This window comes from Salinibacterium sp. GXW1014, assembly GCF_044769865.1.
In the GTDB taxonomy this organism is placed as follows: Bacteria; Actinomycetota; Actinomycetes; order Actinomycetales; family Microbacteriaceae; genus Homoserinimonas.
Window position 1 is genome coordinate 574,918 of sequence record NZ_JBIZWA010000001.1, and the last position, 16,900, is coordinate 591,817.

The following is a 16,900-nucleotide window of genomic DNA, read 5'->3' on the forward strand; positions in this document are numbered from 1 at the left end:
GGACTCAATGAGGAGCATCCATGACCGACAACACCACCACGCAACCCCACGAAAGCACCGATGACCTGACGGTCACCACGACCCACGGCGCCGTGCGCGGCATCATCGAAAAAGGGGTGCGCACCTGGCGGGGTATTCCCTACGCCGCTCCACCCGTTGGGGATCTGCGGCTGCGCGCACCCCAGCCGGCCACACCGTGGCAGGGGTTGCGTGACGCGAGCGAGTTCGGCATGGCGCCGCCGCAGGTCGTGACCTTCGAGGCATCCGGAATCGGCAAGGAGACCCCCGTGGGTGAAGACTGCCTCACCCTGAACGTGAGCGCCCCGCTGCAGCCCTCGGCGGAGCCGCGGCCCGTGCTCGTCTACCTCTACGGGGGCGCCTACACGACCGGCTCGAACCGCTCGACCGGCTACCTCGGCTCGCGCCTCGTCGACAACGGCGACGTCATCTACGTGTGCATCAACTACCGCCTGGGCGCGCTCGGCTTCGTGGACTTCAGCCAGTTCAGCACTCCGGAGCGCCCCTTCGACACCAACCTCGGCCTGCGCGACACCGTCGCGGGGCTCGAGTGGGTGCGCGACAACATCGCGGCATTCGGCGGCGACCCCGACAACGTGACGATCTTCGGCGAGTCCGCGGGCGGCATGTCGGTCGTGTCGCTCATGTGCATCCCGGCGGCGAAGGGCCTCTTCCACAAGGCCTTCGCGATGAGCCCCGCGCCGGCGTCCATGTACGGCCCCGAACTGCACGCCGACTGGGCGCGCCGCTTCATCGACACGCTGGGGGTGGGCCAGGCGGATGCCGCGGAGGCGCTCACGACGCGCCCCTGGGAGGACCTCATCGCTGCGAGCCGCAAGCTCGGCCACGAGTACGTCCCCGACAGCCTGCCGAGCGCGCTGCCGACCGCGCCCGTCGTCGACGGCGACTTCATTCCGAAGCACGCGATCGATGCGTTCCGCGATGGGGACGCGCATCCGGTGCCCTTCGTCACCGGCACCGTCGACCGTGAGGGCGCCTTCTTCACGATCGTGCTCGACCTGCTTCCCACCAAGCCGGGGCGCATCGAGACCATGTTCCAACAGACGGAGCCGGATGCCCATGACCGGGTCATCGCCGCCTACCCGGGCTACCCGCGCAAGCGTGCGGCCATCGACCTCGGCGGTGACGCCATCTTCTGGCACCCCACCGTGCAGGTCACGGAGGGGCACTCGCGGCACGCACCCACCTGGTCGTACCGCTTCGACTATGCGCCGCCGCTCCTCAAGCTCACCAAGATCGGTGCAACCCACGGCACGGATGTCGCGGCGGTCTTCGACGGCTACGACGCCGGCCTCGGCAAGATCGTCACCTCGCTCGGCGGGCGCGGCACGGCGAACGCCCTCGCGAAACGCTTCCAGGGCGCACTGCTCTCCCTCGCCCGCACCGGCAGCCCGGGGGCGGACTGGCCGCAGTACACCGCAGGCTCACGCAAGACGCGCATCTTCGACGCGGAGGACCGCATCGAGTCCGACCCGCGGGCGGACCGCCGTCTCGCGTGGGGCGACTACCGCGGCCACCGCTGAGCATCCGGCGGCTCCGTGTCGCCACCGCAACTTCGGAGATTTGGCGGACACGCCGCATCCGCCCTTTCGCAGGACGGCGTGTCGCCGAATCTCCGAAGTTGCGCGAGTCCCTACGCGGACTGAAGCTCGCGGAAGCGGCTCTGGTGGAAGACGAGCGGCGCGACATCCGGGAACAGCTCCGAGCGCTTGACTTCGAGCAGCACGACCTCGTGATCGCCGCCGGGGAAGCTGGAGTGGATCTCGCACTCCAGCCAGAGGGCAGCGTCGTCGATCAGCACGGCGCCGCCCTCTCCCGCGCGCCAGGGCACGTCGGCGAAGCGGTCGACGCCGCGGGCCGAAAGAGTGCGGCATACCGCGCCCTGCCCCGCACCGAGGATGCTGAGGCCGAGGCGCTTGACGCCGGAGAGCGTCGGCCAGGTGGTGGAGGTGTTGGCGATGCAGATGCCGACGAGCGGCGGGTCGAGCGAGACTGAGGTGAAGGAGTTCACGGCGAGCCCGACGGGACGACCGTCGACGGATGCCGCGACCGCGACGACCCCGGTGGGGAAGAGCGAGAACGCCTGCCGCAGGGCGAGGGTCGGGTCATCCGTCGTCATGGTGGTCATTCGGGCCCCTCAGGCATGCTAGTCAAGTTTGATTAGTACACTTAGGCTAACCTGTTGCACGGCCTTCGACAAGACCGCTTTGCACAGAGATGAGGACCATGTCGACCACCACCCGTCTCGTCATCCTGGGCGCCGTGCGACAGTTCCAGCCGGTGCACGGCTACTTTCTCCGCCGCGAACTCCTCAGCTGGCACGTCGACGAGTGGGCCAACATCCAGCCCGGCTCCATCTACAACGCACTCCGCTCGCTCGAGAAGGACGGCTACGTGCAGGAGGACGGCACGACCTCCGAGGGCCGCCGCCCCGAGCGCACGACCTACCGCGTCACGCCCGAGGGCGAGACCGAGTTCCTGCGGATGCTGCGCCATGCGCTCTGGAACGTCGAGACGTTCGACGTCAAGCCCGCCATGGCGCTGACGTCGTTCATGTATGCGCTCCGCCGCCAGGAGGTCATGGAGGCGCTTGAGCACCGCATCAAGGAGATCGACGCCCGCATCTCGAGCAACAACTACAACGTCGAGGACGTGCGCAACTCCCCCTCGACGCCCGCCTACGTGCGGGAGATCTTCGAGCTCTCGTCGGCGCGACTGCGGGCCGAGCAGACCTGGTCGCGCGAACTGCTCGGGCGGCTGCAGGATGGCGAGTACACCTTCGCGGGCGAGTAACCGGCTACCCGAGCATCCGCTCGATCGCGTCGGGCGACAGCTGCTCGACCTGCGCGCCGAGGTGCTGCGCCGTGATGGCCCCGGCGGCGGATGCCCGGCGGAGCGCCTGCCCGATGTCGTGACCCTGCGCGAGTGACGCGACGAGGGCCCCGCAGAACGCGTCGCCCGCGCCCGTCGTGTCGACGGCGTCGACCGCGAAGGCCTCGATGGAACCGGCATCACCCTCGGAGCGCCAGACGGCCCCCTTCTCGCCGAGCGTCATGACGACCGTGCGCGGCCCCGCCGTCACGAGATGATCGATCCCGCCAAGGTCGCGGGCCTCGGACTCGTTGACGACGAGGATGTCGACGTGCGCCAGCAGGGAGGGGCGGAACGCCGTCGTCGGGGCAGCGTTCAGCACCGTCACGGCACCCGCCGCACGCCCCGCCGAGAGGGCAGCCTCGACGGCATCCACCGGCACCTCGAGCTGGGCGAGCACGACACAGGCGCCCTCGACGGCCGCAGCATCCGTCGCCGTCAGCGAGCCGTTGGCACCCTGCGACACGATAATCGCGTTGCCCGAGTCGGGCAGCACGGTGATGTGCGCAAGCCCGGTCGGAAGGGAGGGGTCAACCCCGAGCATCCGGTCGTCGAGGCCCGCCGCGCGCAGGTGCGAGCGCAGGAAGGCTCCGTCGCCGTCGTCACCGACGCGCCCGCAGAAGCGCACCTGTGCCCCGGAGCGCGCCGCTGCGACGGCCTGGTTGAATCCCTTGCCGCCGGGGAGGCGGGCGATCGCCTCCCCGAGCACCGTCTCGCCGACCGCGGGCAGGCGGTCGACGCCCACCATGAGGTCGAGGTTGATGCTGCCGACGACAACGACATCCATGGCTACGACGCGCTGACGCGGGCCGCGCGGAAGCGAGCGGCCGGGTGGTCCTCGCCGAGGGTCGGCGCCGTGCCGATCAGCCGCTCACGCAGCGTCTCGCCTTCATACTCGGATGCCGCGACGCCCCGCTCCCGCAGGATCGGCAGCACGTGGTCGATGAAGTCGCGGGTCGAGCCGGGCTGCACGAGCGGCGTCAGGAGGAAGCCGTCGAGGTCGGCCTTCTCGGCGCGCATGCACATCTCGTCGGCGACCTGCTCGGCCGTGCCGACGAAGGGGGTGCCGCGCACGCCCTTCTCGTGCCAGTCCTTGAGCACGTCGCCCACAGTGAGGCCGGCGAAGCGCGAGATCTGTGTCTGCGAGAGCTCCGTGTGGAGGTCGGTCATGGGCGTCGCGGGGTCATACGACGAGAGGTCGAGGCCCGTGAACATGGCGTAGGAGGCGACCGCGACGGCGGGGTCCTGCGCGTCGAGCACCGCGCGATGCTTGGCTGCAGCCTCCGCCTCGGTCGCGCCGATGACGCACGAGAAGGCCGACATGATCTTGATCGACTCGGGAAGGCGCCCCTGGTTCACCGCCTCGGCACGGATGCCACGCACCTGCTCCGCCATCTTCTCGATCGACGATCCGCCGAGGAAGATCGCCTCGCCGTGCGTGCCGCCGAAGCGCACGCCACGGTCGGAGGACCCGGCCTGGAACAGCACGGGCGTGCCCTGCGGCGAGTAGGAGGTCTGGCCGTAGCCATCCGACTTGAAGTACGGGCCCTCGTGCGTGATGCGGTGCACCTTGGCGGGGTCGGCGAAGCGGCCCTGCTTGTCGCGCTCGAGCGCGTCGGGCTCCCACGAGCCCTCCCACAGCTTGTAGACGAGATCCATGAAGTCGTCGGCCATGTCATAGCGGTCGTCGTGCGCGACCATGGGGATGCCGAAGGCACCCGCCGCGGTCTCCGCCGTTCCGGTCGTCACGACGTTCCAGCCGACGCGGCCCTTCGAGATGTGGTCGAGGGTCGCCATGCGGCGGGCGAATGCGTAGGGCTGCTCCAGCAGGGTCGAGCCCGTGATGACGAGGCCCAGCTGCGAGGTGGATGCCGCGAGCGCCGCGGCGACGATGGCCGGGTCGAGGCGAGGCAGGTCGAGGCTCTCGGTGACCGTAACATCCGGCCGCTCCCCATTGACCTCGGACCAGCCCCAGGCGTCGGCGAGGAAGACGAAGTCGAGCTTGGCGTCCTCACACATGCGGGCGATCTCGAGCCAGTAGTCGAGGCGGTCGAAGTGGTCGCGCTTGTTCTCCGGGTGGCGCCAGGTGGCGGTGCCCGAGTCGTTGGCCTGGGCGTTTTCGAACAGGCCGAATCGCAGTTTCTTCACGGTATGTCCTTGGATTTGAAGATGGCTGTCCCCTGAGACGGGGCGGGTGACGCTAGCGGGAGACGACCTCGCCGTCGCTCCACCACAGGGCGCGCTTGCGCACGAGGGAGAGGAGCGAGACGAGGAGCACGCCGAGCACGCACAGGAGCACGATGCTGGCCCACGTCACGGGAAGGTTCGCCTGAGCGGCCGAGATGGTCACGAGTGACCCGAGGCCGGCCTGCTGGCCGGCGGCGACGAATTCGGCGACAGCCGCACCGACGACCGCGAGGGGCAGCGACACGCGAAGCCCCGCGAAGACGAACGGCATGCTGCCGGGGAACCGCAGTTCCCTGAAGATCTCCCAGCGGCTCGCGTGCAGCGTCCGCAGCACGTCGAGGGCCTTGGGGTCGACCTCACGGAGGCCGGCGAGGGAGTTCACGAGCATGGGGAAGAAGACGACGAGCGCCGTCACGATGTACTTGGGCATCATCCCGAAGCCGAAGGCGACGACGAGCGCCGGCGCGATCGCGACGATGGGGGTCACCATGATGACGACGAAGAGCGGCATGACGGCGCGCTCGAGAATCTCGAACTCGGCCATGACGACCGCGATCACGAAGCCGGCGAGGATGCCCGCGGCCGCGCCGATCGCGACCTCCTGCAGCGTCACCAGGAAGTTGATGCCGTACATCTGCGGGTCATCGATGAGGCTCATGACGATGCCATCGATCGTGGGGATCACGTAGGGGTTCGCGATCGCCGTGACCTGCCACAGGGCACCGAACACGATGAAGGTGATGGCGGGCGGCAACCAGATGCGCCAGCCGAGGCCCGGCTTGCGACGCTTGGTGGCCACCGCGGCGACGGATGCCACGGCCTCAGTCTCGGTCATGTTCTCTGACATCACAGTCCTCCCATGACGCGGCGCAGGCTCGTGCGAACCCTCGCCTCAAGGTCCCGGAACTCGTCTGTTGCGTAGAGCTCCTCGCCGCGGGGGCGCGGCAGGTCGACGGGGATGATCTCGGCGATGCGGCCCGGGTGCGCCGCCATGACGACGATGCGGTCGGACAGGATGATCGCCTCGGGCACGGAGTGCGTGACGAACATGACGGCCTTGCGGTTGGATTGCCAGAACTCGAGCAGGCCCATCCGCTGCTGGTCGCGGTTCATCTCGTCGAGCGCCGAGAAGGGCTCGTCCATGAGGAGCACGCTCGGGTCGAAGACGAAGGCGCGAGCGATCGCGGCACGCTGCTGCATGCCGCCCGAGAGCTGCGAGGGGTACTTGTCGACCGCGTGGCCGAGGCCGAACGATTCGAGCAGCTCACGGGCATCCCGCATCGCACGCCCCGCGTTCGTGCCCTTGTTGACCCGCATGGGCAGGGTCACATTGTCGAGCACGGTGCGCCACGGCAGCAGGGCGGGAGCCTGGGGCACGAGCCCGATCATCTTGTTGCGCGTTGCCGCGGTGACCGACTCGCCGTCGATCGTGACCTTGCCCTCGTCGGCGTCGAGCAGGCCGGCGACGACCTTCAGCAGGGTCGACTTGCCGCAGCCGCTCGGCCCGATGACGGAGACGAACTCGCCCATGCGGATGTTGAGGTCGACATCCTGCAGCACGGTGGTGCGAGCATCCGTTGGCCCGAAGCTCTTGCCGACGCCACGGATGCTGACGCCTCCGTCATGCACGTTCGTCTCCGTCATCGTGAGGTCACTCCCCCGGCCAGATGAGGGTGCCGTTGTCGTAGAGGTCGGCGACGAGGTCGGCGTCCATCATGTCCTCGATCGCGGGGAGGGTCTTGACGTTGCCGTACTTCTCGACGAGCTTGTACTCCTGCTCCCACTGCGCGACCGTCTGCACGCCGGGCGCGAGGTCGGGGTTGCTCGTGACCCATGTCGACTCGACGTTCCAGGTGCGCTCGAGCTGCTCACGCGGGAAGGCGGAACCCTGGCCGTTCTCCTCCGCGAGCTCGCTGATCATGTCGATGCACTCGTCGGAGTTCGCGAGGCAGTGCTCGAGCGCCTTGAGGCTCGCGCGCATGAAGTCGGCGGCAACCTCGCGGTGCTCCTCGAGGAACTTCGTGTTGACCTCCATGACGTTGTAGGTGCCGTCGACACCCTCGTCAGCGGGGAAGAACTCACTGAACTCCTCGCCCATCGCGCGCAGCGTCTCGGGCTGGTTCGAGGCGTAGCCGACGATCGCATCGACCTGGCCGCGCGTGACGACGGTCGGGTCGTAGTTGGTCATCTTGACCAGTTCGACCTTGGACACGTCGACGCCCGCGTTGTCGAGCATGGCGGATGCGATGGGCGTGAGGTTGATGAAGTAGCCGAGCTTCTTGCCTTCAAGGTCCTTGAGGCTCGTGACGTCCTTGTGGGCGAAGATCGAGAAGGGCGAGGTGCTGCCGTAGGTCGCGACGGCCGTGAGGTTGTCGCTGTTGGCGGCGGCGAGCATCACATCGGATGCCGAGCCGAGCGCCGTGAACTGTGCCTGGCCCGAGGAGACGAGCTGCTGGCCGTTCGCACCGGATGCGTTGATCTCGACGTCGAGGCAGAGGTCGTCGAAGAAGCCCATCTCCTCGGCGAGGAAGACATCCATCTGGCCGGCGCTGGCCGAGTAGCCATAGCCCGAGATGTAGGTGATGGTGCCGGCGTCGCGGTTGCGCTCGCACTCCTCCTGGCTGAGGAGCGAGTCGCTCGGCTCGGCCGGTTCGGCGTCACCGGCGCAACCGGTGAGCACGAGAGCGGCGGCAGCGAACACGCTGGCGATGGATACTGCGCGGCGCTGTGCACCGCTGGCGAGAGCATTCACGGGAGGTTCCTTCCTCGGGCCGGGTCCGTCATTGGATGGCAGGCCAAAGCTAACACGGTCAAGATTGAATACTCAACCTTGTCGGTTCGCAGAATGGACCGAGGAAGGCCCCCCGTTTTGGGCTGTGCCTAGACGCGCTCGATGATCATCGAGGTGCCCTGGCCGACACCGACGCACATGGTCGCGAGGCCGCGCTTGGCATCCTCGCGTTCCATGCGACCCAGCAGCGTGACGACGAGGCGCGAACCACTGGAGCCGAGCGGATGCCCCAGGGCGATCGCCCCACCGTCGCGGTTCACGATCTCAGGGTCGATGCCGAGCCCGCGCACGGTCGCAAGCGACTGGGTCGCGAAGGCCTCGTTGAGCTCGACGGCGCCGAACTGGTCGATCGTCATACCCGTGCGGTCGAGCAGCTTCTGCGTCGCCGGGATGGGGCCGATGCCCATGACGGGCGGCGCGACGCCGGCCGAGGTGCCGGCGACGATGCGGGCCCGAGCCGCGAGGCCGTACTTCTCGACCGCGCGCTCCGACGCGACGACGATCGCCGAGGCACCATCGTTGAGCGAGCTCGAGTTGCCAGCCGTGACGACACCGCCGGGCTTGACGACGGGACGAAGCCCCGCGAGCACCTCGGCGGTCGTGCCGGCACGGGGGCCCTCATCCGTGTCCACCACGGTGTCGCCCTTGCGACCCTTGACGGTCACGGGAACGATCTCGTCCGTGAAGTGGCCCGCCTCGATCGCGGCGAGCGCGTTGGCGTGCGAGCGCACCGCGAAGGCGTCGGCATCCTCGCGGGAGATGCCGTAGACCTCGGCGACCTCCTCACCCGTCTCGGGCATCGACAGCGTGAACTTGTCGTCGCGCGACAGGTCGCCGCCCTTACCGAAGCGAGGGTTGACGAAGCGCCATCCGATCGAGGTGTCGAAGGTCTGGCCGGGCTTGGCGAAGGCCTTGTCGGGCTTCTCCATGACCCAGGGCGCCCGGCTCATCGACTCGACACCACCCGCGACGACGATGTCGGCGTCGCCCGAGCGGATCATCTGCGACGCGAGCACGATCGCACTGAGGCCCGATGCGCAGAGGCGGTTGACCGTGAGCCCGGGCACGTGGTCGGGGAAGCCAGCGAGCAGCCACGACATGCGGGCGACGTTGCGGTTCTCCTCGCCAGCGCCATTGGCGTTGCCCATGATGACCTCGTCGACGTCGGCGGGGTCGATGCCCGCACGCGTGACCGCCTCCTTGATCACGAGCGCCGCCAGGTCGTCGGGGCGCACCGAGGAGAGCGCGCCGCCATAGCGTCCGACGGGAGTGCGGGCGCCGCCGATGAGGAAGGCTTCAGTCATGGGTCTGGGTCCTTACGTGAGGTGCGAGAGATGCAGCGTTCCATTGTCTCAACCGGATGCGACGGTCACCAACTCCCCAGCCAGACTGAATGCAGACACGCAGCACCCGGTCGTATGCTCGGCCCATGACCCTCACTGAGATCCCCCTCACGCGACTCGACGGCACGGTTGAGCGCTTCGCCGACTACGCCGACAAGGTCGTGCTCGTCGTCAACGTCGCATCCCGCTGCGGGCTCGCACCCCAGTACGAGCAGCTCGAGGAGCTGCAGCGCACGTACGGCGAGCGCGGCTTCACGGTGCTCGGCTTTCCCAGCAACCAGTTCGCGCAGGAGCTCAAGAGCAGCGACGACATCGCGGAGTACTGCTCCACGACGTGGGGCGTCACCTTCCCGATGATGGAGAAGACGAAGGTCAACGGGGGCAAGAAGCATCCGCTCTATGTCGAGCTGCACAGGGCGAAGGACTCATCCGGCCTCGCCGGGCCAGTCGTCTGGAACTTCGAGAAGTTCCTTGTGCTGCCGAGCGGCGAGGTGCACCGCTTCCGCCCCACGACCAAGCCAGACGACCCCGCCATCATCGACCTCATCGAAGCCAACCTGCCGAACTAGGAGGCACCATGTCTGAGAAGTTCAGTCACGAAGCGGATGCCCACCGCTACACGCTGCGCATCGACGGCGAGCTCATCAGCGTGCTCGACTATGCGCCGAACGGCGACCGGGTCTCGTTCACGCGCACGTACACGAATCCCGCCTACCGCGGCAAGGGCTACGCGGCGAAGGTCACGGAGTACGCCGTCAACGATGTCGAGGCGCAGGGCGGCAAGCGCATCGTGCCCATGTGCTGGTTCGTGGGCCAGTGGTTCGACGAGCATCCCGAGCGCGCCGAACTGCTCGCGCGCTAGCTATAGCGTGGAGGGCATGGAGGAGACGCCCTGGCTCGACGACGAGCAGCTGCGCGCGTGGAAGCGCTTCGTCGCCGTCGTCGAGCAGTTGCCGGGCATCCTCGACAGCCAACTGCAGCAGGACTCAGACCTGAGCCACTTCGAGTACTACGTGCTCGCCATGCTCTCCGAGGCGCCGGGCCGCACCCTGCGCATGACCGCCCTCGCTGAGCGGACCAACGCCACCCTCCCCCGCCTCTCCCACGTCGTCGCCAGGCTCGAGAAGCGCGGCTACATCGAGCGGGAGCGCTCCGCCGAAGACAAGCGGGCAACAAACGCCGTGCTCACGGATGCCGGCTGGCAGAAGACTGTCGCCGCCGCCCCCGGCCACGTGCGCGCGGTGCATGACCATGTCATCGCCCCACTCAGCCGCGAGCAGATCGCCCAACTCGACGCGATCGCGACCGCGATCCTCGGCCGCATCGCCCCCGACAGGCCCCTGCCCGAGGCCTGATCGCACGACGCTGCCAGCCGGCCGTCGTAGTGTGGAACGATGACCGAGCGCAGCCCGCACCCCGAACAGGCCAGGCCTGAGCGGATGCCGCGCGGCGGCGCCAGCCTCGAGGTACTGCGCGCCGAGGCCCACCAGGAACTCGACACCGTCATCGAGGAGCGACTGCTCGGCGGCGAGGACCCGTGGAACTTCATGGAAGAGCTCCCCAGCGTCGACGAGATGGTCGTCTACCTCCTTCGCGCCGACGCGATCAACGCCAACGACGGCGTGCTCCCCTCCCCCACCCGCGAGTACCGGGTGATGCGGCAGATCGCGCTCGAGCATCCGGCCCTCACCCCCACCGTGTGGCGCATGCTCGAGGCCGATGGCACCCTCAAATCCCGCGGAGCGGCATAGTCATCCGCCGTTCATGACCGCTGGCTAGGCTGGCCACACCATGCGACTCCACCTCATCCGCCACGGGCAGACACCGGCCAATGTGCTCGGGCTACTCGACACTGCCCACCCCGGCCCCGGGCTGACCGAGCTCGGACACGAGCAGGCGCGACGCATCCCCGCCGAGCTCGATGCGATCGACGCGCTATATACCTCGGAGCTCGTGCGCACCCACCTGACGGCTGAGCCACTCGCAACGACGCGCGGACTCGACCGCACCACCCTGCCAGGGCTGCACGAGATCGAGGCGGGCGACCTTGAGGGACGCAGCGACCGCGACGCCGTCATCACCTACCTCAAGACGACCTTCGCGTGGGGCATCGGCGAACTCGACGCACGCATGCCCGGCGGACCGAACGGGCACGACTTCTTCGAACGCTACGACGCCGACATCGAGACGATCCTCTCCAGCGGGGCGGATTCCGCCGCCCTCGTCAGCCACGGCGCCGCCATCCGCGTCTGGGTGGCCCGCCACGCGCGCAACGTCGCCACCTCCTTCGCCGCCGACCACAAGCTCGAGAACACGGGCATCGTCGTCATGGAGGGCTCCTTCACGCAGGGATGGACCCTCCGCCGCTGGCAGGAGACCCTCGTCGACGAACTGACGGATGCCACAGCTCCCGACCCCACGGCTGAAACCCTCGAGGGTGCCGTCGGCTCAGAGCAGGCCGACCGCCTCGTGCAGGAGAACGCGCGCCACGTGGCCGGGGAGTAACCCGCTGGTCACTCGCGCGCGCTGAGCACGCAGAACTCGTTGCCCTCTGGGTCTGCCATGACGACCCAGGTCGAGTCGCCCTGGCCCACGTCGGCGCGGGTCGCCCCGAGCCCCTCGAGGCGCGCAACCTCGGCCGCCTGATCGTCGGGCACGAAATCGAGGTGCAGGCGGTTCTTGACGACCTTCTCATCGGGGGTGTCCAAGAAGAGGAGCGTCGGTCCGCCGGCGGGGTTGCGCACTTCGAGCTCCTCGTCGCCCTCATCCACGATCTCCCAGCCGAGAGCATCCGCCCACCAGTGGCCAAGCCTCTTGAAGTCGTGGCAGTCGACGACGACCTGTTCCCATCTGAGTGACATGCGGCGAGGATACGCCCGCCCAGCCGCCGCTAACAGTGCTCGCTTACGCTGGAGTCATGACCACCAAGACTGACTTCGTGCCCGCTGAGGGCGTCACCATGTTCAGCACCACCTGGTGCGGTTACTGCCGCAACCTCAAGGGGCAGCTCGACCGCGAGGGCATCCCCTACCGCGAGGTGAACATCGAAGAGGTCGAGGGCACTGCCGAGCTCGTGGCATCCGTCAATGGTGGCAACCAGACGGTGCCGACCGTGATCTTCCCCGACGGCTCGACCGCGACGAACCCGTCGCTCGCGGATGTGAAGTCGCGACTGGCCTGAGAGACCGCCGCCGCGAATGACCGGGTTTCGGACAGATGATCGCGCCGCGGCAGCGTCATCTGTCCGAAAGGCGGTCATTTGCGGAGCCAAGCGGATGCCACAGCCGGGGTAGCGTCGGAGGCATGAGCCAAGACCACACCCCGAGTTACGTGACGCCCGGGCAAGAGTTCGATCGCGACACCAACTACATCGAGGACCGCATCACGCGGGACGGCCGCGACGACTGGCCCGTCGAGGCGGGACGCTACCGCCTCGTCGCCGCCCGCGCCTGCCCCTGGGCGAACCGCACCACGATCGTGCGCCGCCTGCTCGGGCTCGAGGAGGCGATCTCACTCGGCCTGCCAGGGCCGACGCACGACAAGCGCAGCTGGACCTTCGACCTCGACCCCGACGGCCGCGACCCCGTGCTCGGCATCGAGCGGTTGCAGGAGGCGTACTTCAAGCGTTTCGCCGACTACCCGCGCGGCATCACCGTGCCCGCCATCGTGGATGTGCCGAGCGGGATGGTCGTCACCAACAACTACCCGCAGATCACGCTCGACTTCTCCTCTGAGTGGACCGAGTTCCACCGTGAGGGCGCGCCCCAGCTCTACCCCGCCGAGCACAGGGACGAGATCGACGAGGTCGCCGAACTGATCTTCCACGACGTCAACAACGGCGTCTACAAGTGCGGCTTCGCGGGCAGCCAGAAGTCCTACGAGCGGGCCTACGACACCCTCTTCGCCCGTCTTGACTGGCTCGAGGACCGCCTGTCGCGGCAGCGCTACCTCGTGGGCGACACGATCACCGAGGCAGACATCCGTCTCTTCACGACCCTCGTGCGCTTCGACGCCGTCTACCACGGGCACTTCAAGTGCAACCGCAACAAGCTCAGCGAGATGCCGGTGCTGTGGGCGTATGCGCGGGACCTGTTCCAGACGCCGGGCTTCGGTGACACGGTCGACTTTGAGCAGATCAAGGCGCACTACTACGTCACGCACGTGGACATCAATCCGACCCAGATCATCCCCAAGGGTCCGGATGCCTCGGGCTGGCGCACCCCGCACGGCCGCGAGCAGCTCGGGGGTCGCCCCTTCGGCGACGGCACCCCGCCGGGCCCGCCGCCCGCCGACGAGCGCGTCCCGGGGTTCTGACTCACTCTCGCTGAGGGCGGGCCTGCGATAGTGGAGGGGTGACTTCCGCAGACGCAAAGCCCACGACAGACGCCAGCCCCGCAGCATCCGCCCCGCCCGCGACGACCACGACCGAGCCGCCTGTCGCGCCCAGGCGGCCGCTCGAGCGCACGCACCACGGCGACACCTTCGTCGACAACTACGAGTGGCTGCGCGAGAAGGAGAGCGCGGAGGTCGTCGCGCACCTCGAGGCCGAGAACGCCCACACGGATGCCGCGACCGCGCACCTGGCAAGCCTGCGCGAGCAGCTCTTCCAGGAGATCAAGGGCCGCGTCAAGGAGACCGACCTCGGCGTGCCAGTGCGCGAGGGCGCCTGGTGGTACTACAGCCGCACGGTCGAGGGCCAGCAGTACGCGCTGCACTGCCGCGCCCCGATCGCGGACCCTGATGACTGGACGACGCCCGCCCTCCCCGACGATGGCTCCGGCCTGCCGCGCGAGCAGGTGCTGCTCGACGACAACGCCGAGGCGGAGGGCCACGACTTCTACTCGCTCGGCAGCTTCGACGTGTCGGGCGACGGCTCGCTCATGCTGTGGGCGGTCGACGTCGTCGGCGACGAGCGCTACACCCTGCGGCTGCGGCCCCTGGCGACGGCTGACTCGGGCGACAGTCACCCCGAACCATCCGAGGTCCCGGAGCCGATCGACACCCCCGCGCCGCCGCCCGAGGAGGTCATCGAGGGCATCGCGCCGGGCGCCTTCTTCGACGCGACGGGACGCTACATCTTCTACACGACGGTCGATGACGCGTGGCGGCCCGACACCGTCTGGCGGCACGAGGTGGGCACGCCGGCGAGCGCCGATGTGAAGGTGTTCCACGAGCCCGACGACCGCTACTGGGTCGGCGCTGGCCTCACCCGCAGCCGCCGCTACCTCGTCATCCAGCTGGGTTCCAAGATCACGAGCGAGGCGCTCCTGCTCGATGCCGACGACCCGACCGGCGAGTTCCGGGTCGTGTGGCCTCGGCGCGAGGGCGTCGAGTACTCGGTCGAGCACGCGGTCATCAGCGGCGAGGACCGGCTGCTCATCGTGCACAACGATGGGGCCCTGGACTTCGAGCTGGTGGATGTCGCGGCATCCGACCCGCTCGGCAAGCGCCGTGTGCTCGTTCCGCACCGGCCGGGCATCCGTCTCGAGGATGTCGACGCCTTCGCCACGCACCTCGTGCTCGAGTACCGACGGGAGGCGCTGCCGCGGGTCGCGATCGCGCGGCTCAGCGGCGGCGCTCAACCCGTGTTCGAGGAGCTCGATTTCGACGAGGAACTCTTCTCCGCGGGCGCCCGCGGCAACCCCGAGTGGACCCAGCCGACCGTGCGTTTCGGCTACACGAGCTTCGTGACGCCGAGCACCGTGAGCGAGTACACGGTGGCGACGGGCGAGATCCGCGTGCTCAAGCAGCAGCCCGTGCTGGGCGGCTACGACCCGGCCGACTATGTGCAGCGCCGCGAGTGGGCGACCGCCGAGGATGGCACGCGCATCCCGATCTCGCTCGTGCACCGCCGCGACGTCAGCCTCGAGAATGCGCCGACGCTCCTCTACGGCTACGGCTCCTACGAGCACAGCATCGACCCCGGCTTCTCGATCGCGCGGGTGAGCCTGCTCGACCGCGGCGTCGTCTTCGCGGTCGCGCACGTGCGTGGCGGCGGCGAGATGGGCCGCGACTGGTATGAGCACGGCAAGACGCTCACGAAGCGCAATACCTTCACCGACTTCGTCGCGTGCGGTCAACACCTCGTCGACACGGGGGTGACCTCGCCGGAGAAGTTGATCGCGGAGGGCGGCAGCGCGGGCGGCCTTCTCATGGGCGCCGTCGCGAACCTCGCACCCTCGCTCTTTGCGGGCATCGTCGCGGCCGTGCCCTTCGTCGACCCGCTCACGAGCATCCTGGATCCCGAACTGCCGCTGACCGTCGTCGAGTGGGACGAGTGGGGCAACCCCCTCGCCGACCCGCACGTTTACGCCTACATGAAGTCGTACTCCCCCTACGAGAACGTGACGGATGCCACCTACCCGCGCATCCTCGCCGTCACGAGCTTCAACGACACCCGGGTGCTCTACGTCGAGCCAGCCAAGTGGGTCGCGCGGCTGCGCGAAGTGGGCGCACCGGTGCTGCTCAAGTGCGAGATGGACGCCGGCCACGGCGGTGTGAGCGGGCGCTACAAGGCGTGGCAGGAGCGCGCGTGGGAGCTCGCCTGGATGCTCGACGTGTGGGGCATCCGTGACTGATGCCCCCTCTCCGAACTCAGGAGTTGGCCCTCCCTTCTCAGGAGCCGGCTTTCCTAATTCAGGAGTTGCCCTTCCTAACTCAGGAGCCGGCTTTCCTAATTCAGGAACGGCCCTTCTGAGTTCTGGAACCAAGCTCCTGAATTCTGAAAGCAAACTCCTGAATTGTGAAAGCCAACTCCTGAGTTTCGAACGCTGGCAGCGGCGCGAGCGAGCGCACCAGGAGCGGGCCGACGCGCTGACCGCCGGGTGGCGCGCGCGGCAGCAGTCAGGCGCGAAGCATCCCGTCGACGACTTCCTCTTCTCGTACTACCCGGTGCGCCCGTCGGCCCTGCGGCGCTGGCACCCGGGCGCGGGCGTCACACTCGAGGGCGCCGCGACCGAGGACCGCGCCACCTGGAAGTGGTACCGCGTCGAGGGCGACGACGTGCGCGTCGACACGGCGTCGTTGCTCGAGAAGCGCGAGTCGAGCATCCGCTTCATCGTGTCGCTGCTGCAGAAGACGGCGAACCGGCAGGCGAACTTCGGATGCTTCGGGCTGCACGAATGGGCCATGGTGTACCGCTCAGACGAGACCCGTCACGAGGTGCCACTGCGGCTCGGCGGCGCGGGCACCGATGAGGTCGTCGAGGGGCACCGCATCGCGTGCAGCCACTTCGATGCCTTCCGTTTCTTCACGCCCGAGGCGGTGACCCGCAACCGGCTCGCGCCGAGCCGCGAGAACCAGCCCGACCTCGAGCAGCCGGGCTGCCTGCACGCCGGCATGGATGTCTACAAGTGGGTCACGAAGCTCGGCCCACTCGTGCCCGGCGAGCTGTTGCTCGACGCGTTCGAGTTGGCACGCGACATCCGCCAGCTCGACATGCGCGCGTCGCCGTACGACCTGCGGGAGTGGGGCTACGCGCCGGTCGCGATCGAGACGGCAGAGGGCAAGGCGGAGTACGTGCGTGAGCAGCGCGGCTTCACAGAACGCGGCAATGCGCTCCGGGAGCGGGTCATCGCGGCGGTCGCGCCCGTGCTGGGCTGAACCATCTACTGTGGCCCAACTCCTGAATTAGGAAAGCCAACTCCTGAATTAGGAAAGCCAACTCCTG

General features: G+C 68.4%; 19 protein-coding genes. 11 read left to right on the forward strand and 8 right to left on the reverse strand.

Annotated features, from left to right (window positions below):
• Positions 1–20: 20 nt before the first annotated feature.
• Entirely contained in the window at positions 21–1,562 is a 1,542-nt protein-coding gene (locus ACIQK7_RS02810) for a carboxylesterase/lipase family protein (protein WP_403021056.1), read from the forward strand.
• Between the two features lie 110 nt (positions 1,563–1,672).
• On the opposite strand, the gene ACIQK7_RS02815 is transcribed toward ACIQK7_RS02810, so the two are convergent.
• A complete protein-coding gene (locus ACIQK7_RS02815; RefSeq protein ID WP_403021059.1) occupies positions 1,673–2,167 on the reverse strand; it encodes a flavin reductase family protein in 495 nt (164 codons plus the stop codon).
• 98 nt (positions 2,168–2,265) lie between these two features.
• On the opposite strand from ACIQK7_RS02815, the gene ACIQK7_RS02820 reads away from it, so the two are divergent.
• On the forward strand, positions 2,266–2,832 hold the full coding sequence (locus tag ACIQK7_RS02820; protein ID WP_325209437.1) for a PadR family transcriptional regulator: 567 nt from the start codon (positions 2,266–2,268) through the stop codon (positions 2,830–2,832).
• Between the two features lie 4 nt (positions 2,833–2,836).
• Here ACIQK7_RS02820 and ACIQK7_RS02825 read toward each other — a convergent pair whose 3' ends face one another.
• The 6 genes from ACIQK7_RS02825 to ACIQK7_RS02850 form a co-directional block, all read right to left on the reverse strand.
• A complete protein-coding gene (locus ACIQK7_RS02825) occupies positions 2,837–3,697 on the reverse strand; it encodes a ribokinase (protein ID WP_403021061.1) in 861 nt (286 codons plus the stop codon).
• 2 nt (positions 3,698–3,699) lie between these two features.
• Positions 3,700–5,058 carry an NtaA/DmoA family FMN-dependent monooxygenase gene (locus ACIQK7_RS02830; RefSeq protein ID WP_403021062.1) on the reverse strand — a complete coding sequence of 453 codons (1,359 nt, stop codon included), beginning with the start codon at positions 5,056–5,058 and terminating at the stop codon, positions 3,700–3,702.
• A gap of 52 nt (positions 5,059–5,110) precedes the next feature.
• Positions 5,111–5,944 carry an ABC transporter permease gene (locus ACIQK7_RS02835; protein WP_403021064.1) on the reverse strand — a complete coding sequence of 278 codons (834 nt, stop codon included), beginning with the start codon at positions 5,942–5,944 and terminating at the stop codon, positions 5,111–5,113.
• Entirely contained in the window at positions 5,944–6,741 is a 798-nt protein-coding gene (locus ACIQK7_RS02840) for an ABC transporter ATP-binding protein (protein WP_325209441.1), read from the reverse strand. Before ACIQK7_RS02840 ends, ACIQK7_RS02835 begins: the two co-directional genes overlap by 1 nt.
• 7 nt (positions 6,742–6,748) lie before the next feature.
• Positions 6,749–7,849 carry an ABC transporter substrate-binding protein gene (locus ACIQK7_RS02845; RefSeq protein ID WP_403021066.1) on the reverse strand — a complete coding sequence of 367 codons (1,101 nt, stop codon included), beginning with the start codon at positions 7,847–7,849 and terminating at the stop codon, positions 6,749–6,751.
• Between the two features lie 128 nt (positions 7,850–7,977).
• Positions 7,978–9,192, reverse strand: a complete 1,215-nt coding sequence (locus ACIQK7_RS02850) for a thiolase family protein (protein WP_403021068.1) — start codon at positions 9,190–9,192, stop codon at positions 7,978–7,980.
• Between the two features lie 125 nt (positions 9,193–9,317).
• Here ACIQK7_RS02850 and ACIQK7_RS02855 point away from each other — a divergent pair, with 125 nt between their 5' ends.
• The 5 genes from ACIQK7_RS02855 to ACIQK7_RS02875 are packed head-to-tail and all read left to right on the forward strand — an operon-like array spanning position 9,318 to position 11,736.
• Positions 9,318–9,800 carry a glutathione peroxidase gene (locus ACIQK7_RS02855; protein ID WP_403021071.1) on the forward strand — a complete coding sequence of 161 codons (483 nt, stop codon included), beginning with the start codon at positions 9,318–9,320 and terminating at the stop codon, positions 9,798–9,800.
• A gap of 8 nt (positions 9,801–9,808) precedes the next feature.
• Entirely contained in the window at positions 9,809–10,093 is a 285-nt protein-coding gene (locus ACIQK7_RS02860; protein WP_403021074.1) for a GNAT family N-acetyltransferase, read from the forward strand.
• A 16-nt stretch (positions 10,094–10,109) separates the two neighbouring features.
• Positions 10,110–10,586: a MarR family transcriptional regulator gene (locus tag ACIQK7_RS02865; protein ID WP_325209446.1), complete on the forward strand. Its 477-nt coding sequence runs from the start codon at positions 10,110–10,112 to the stop codon at positions 10,584–10,586.
• Between the two features lie 39 nt (positions 10,587–10,625).
• Positions 10,626–10,982, forward strand: a complete 357-nt coding sequence (locus tag ACIQK7_RS02870) for a tryptophan synthase subunit alpha (protein WP_325209447.1) — start codon at positions 10,626–10,628, stop codon at positions 10,980–10,982.
• 40 nt (positions 10,983–11,022) lie between these two features.
• The gene (locus ACIQK7_RS02875) at positions 11,023–11,736 is read left to right on the forward strand and encodes a histidine phosphatase family protein (protein ID WP_403021076.1); all 714 of its coding nucleotides are present in this window, start codon (positions 11,023–11,025) and stop codon (positions 11,734–11,736) included.
• Positions 11,737–11,744: 8 nt separating this feature from the next.
• Here the strand turns inward: ACIQK7_RS02875 and ACIQK7_RS02880 are convergent, their stop codons facing one another.
• Complete coding sequence (locus tag ACIQK7_RS02880; RefSeq protein ID WP_403021078.1) at positions 11,745–12,092, reverse strand: VOC family protein; 348 nt, start codon at positions 12,090–12,092, stop codon at positions 11,745–11,747.
• A 56-nt stretch (positions 12,093–12,148) separates the two neighbouring features.
• Between ACIQK7_RS02880 and ACIQK7_RS02885 the strand changes: the two genes are divergently transcribed.
• The 4 genes from ACIQK7_RS02885 (at position 12,149) to ACIQK7_RS02900 (ending at position 16,833) form a co-directional block, all read left to right on the forward strand.
• Positions 12,149–12,412 carry a mycoredoxin gene (locus ACIQK7_RS02885; RefSeq protein ID WP_403021080.1) on the forward strand — a complete coding sequence of 88 codons (264 nt, stop codon included), beginning with the start codon at positions 12,149–12,151 and terminating at the stop codon, positions 12,410–12,412.
• Positions 12,413–12,534: 122 nt separating this feature from the next.
• Complete coding sequence (locus ACIQK7_RS02890) at positions 12,535–13,545, forward strand: glutathione S-transferase family protein (RefSeq protein WP_403021081.1); 1,011 nt, start codon at positions 12,535–12,537, stop codon at positions 13,543–13,545.
• 38 nt (positions 13,546–13,583) lie between these two features.
• A complete protein-coding gene (locus ACIQK7_RS02895) occupies positions 13,584–15,809 on the forward strand; it encodes a S9 family peptidase (RefSeq protein ID WP_403021083.1) in 2,226 nt (741 codons plus the stop codon).
• A gap of 313 nt (positions 15,810–16,122) precedes the next feature.
• Positions 16,123–16,833, forward strand: coding sequence for a 3-methyladenine DNA glycosylase (locus tag ACIQK7_RS02900; RefSeq protein ID WP_403021085.1), 711 nt, complete (start codon positions 16,123–16,125; stop codon positions 16,831–16,833).
• Positions 16,834–16,900: the final 67 nt, after the last annotated feature.

Bases quoted from the DNA above. Each gene is read 5' to 3' on its own strand.
- ACIQK7_RS02810 (WP_403021056.1), top strand. From the start codon at position 21: ATGACCGACAACACCACCACGCAACCCCACGAAAGCACCGATGACCTG.
- ACIQK7_RS02815 (WP_403021059.1), bottom strand. From the start codon at position 2,167: ATGACCACCATGACGACGGATGACCCGACCCTCGCCCTGCGGCAGGCG.
- ACIQK7_RS02820 (WP_325209437.1), top strand. From the start codon at position 2,266: ATGTCGACCACCACCCGTCTCGTCATCCTGGGCGCCGTGCGACAGTTC.
- ACIQK7_RS02825 (WP_403021061.1), bottom strand. From the start codon at position 3,697: ATGGATGTCGTTGTCGTCGGCAGCATCAACCTCGACCTCATGGTGGGC.
- ACIQK7_RS02835 (WP_403021064.1), bottom strand. From the start codon at position 5,944: ATGTCAGAGAACATGACCGAGACTGAGGCCGTGGCATCCGTCGCCGCG.
- ACIQK7_RS02840 (WP_325209441.1), bottom strand. From the start codon at position 6,741: ATGACGGAGACGAACGTGCATGACGGAGGCGTCAGCATCCGTGGCGTC.
- ACIQK7_RS02850 (WP_403021068.1), bottom strand. From the start codon at position 9,192: ATGACTGAAGCCTTCCTCATCGGCGGCGCCCGCACTCCCGTCGGACGC.
- ACIQK7_RS02855 (WP_403021071.1), top strand. From the start codon at position 9,318: ATGACCCTCACTGAGATCCCCCTCACGCGACTCGACGGCACGGTTGAG.
- ACIQK7_RS02860 (WP_403021074.1), top strand. From the start codon at position 9,809: ATGTCTGAGAAGTTCAGTCACGAAGCGGATGCCCACCGCTACACGCTG.
- ACIQK7_RS02865 (WP_325209446.1), top strand. From the start codon at position 10,110: ATGGAGGAGACGCCCTGGCTCGACGACGAGCAGCTGCGCGCGTGGAAG.
- ACIQK7_RS02870 (WP_325209447.1), top strand. From the start codon at position 10,626: ATGACCGAGCGCAGCCCGCACCCCGAACAGGCCAGGCCTGAGCGGATG.
- ACIQK7_RS02875 (WP_403021076.1), top strand. From the start codon at position 11,023: ATGCGACTCCACCTCATCCGCCACGGGCAGACACCGGCCAATGTGCTC.
- ACIQK7_RS02880 (WP_403021078.1), bottom strand. From the start codon at position 12,092: ATGTCACTCAGATGGGAACAGGTCGTCGTCGACTGCCACGACTTCAAG.
- ACIQK7_RS02885 (WP_403021080.1), top strand. From the start codon at position 12,149: ATGACCACCAAGACTGACTTCGTGCCCGCTGAGGGCGTCACCATGTTC.
- ACIQK7_RS02890 (WP_403021081.1), top strand. From the start codon at position 12,535: ATGAGCCAAGACCACACCCCGAGTTACGTGACGCCCGGGCAAGAGTTC.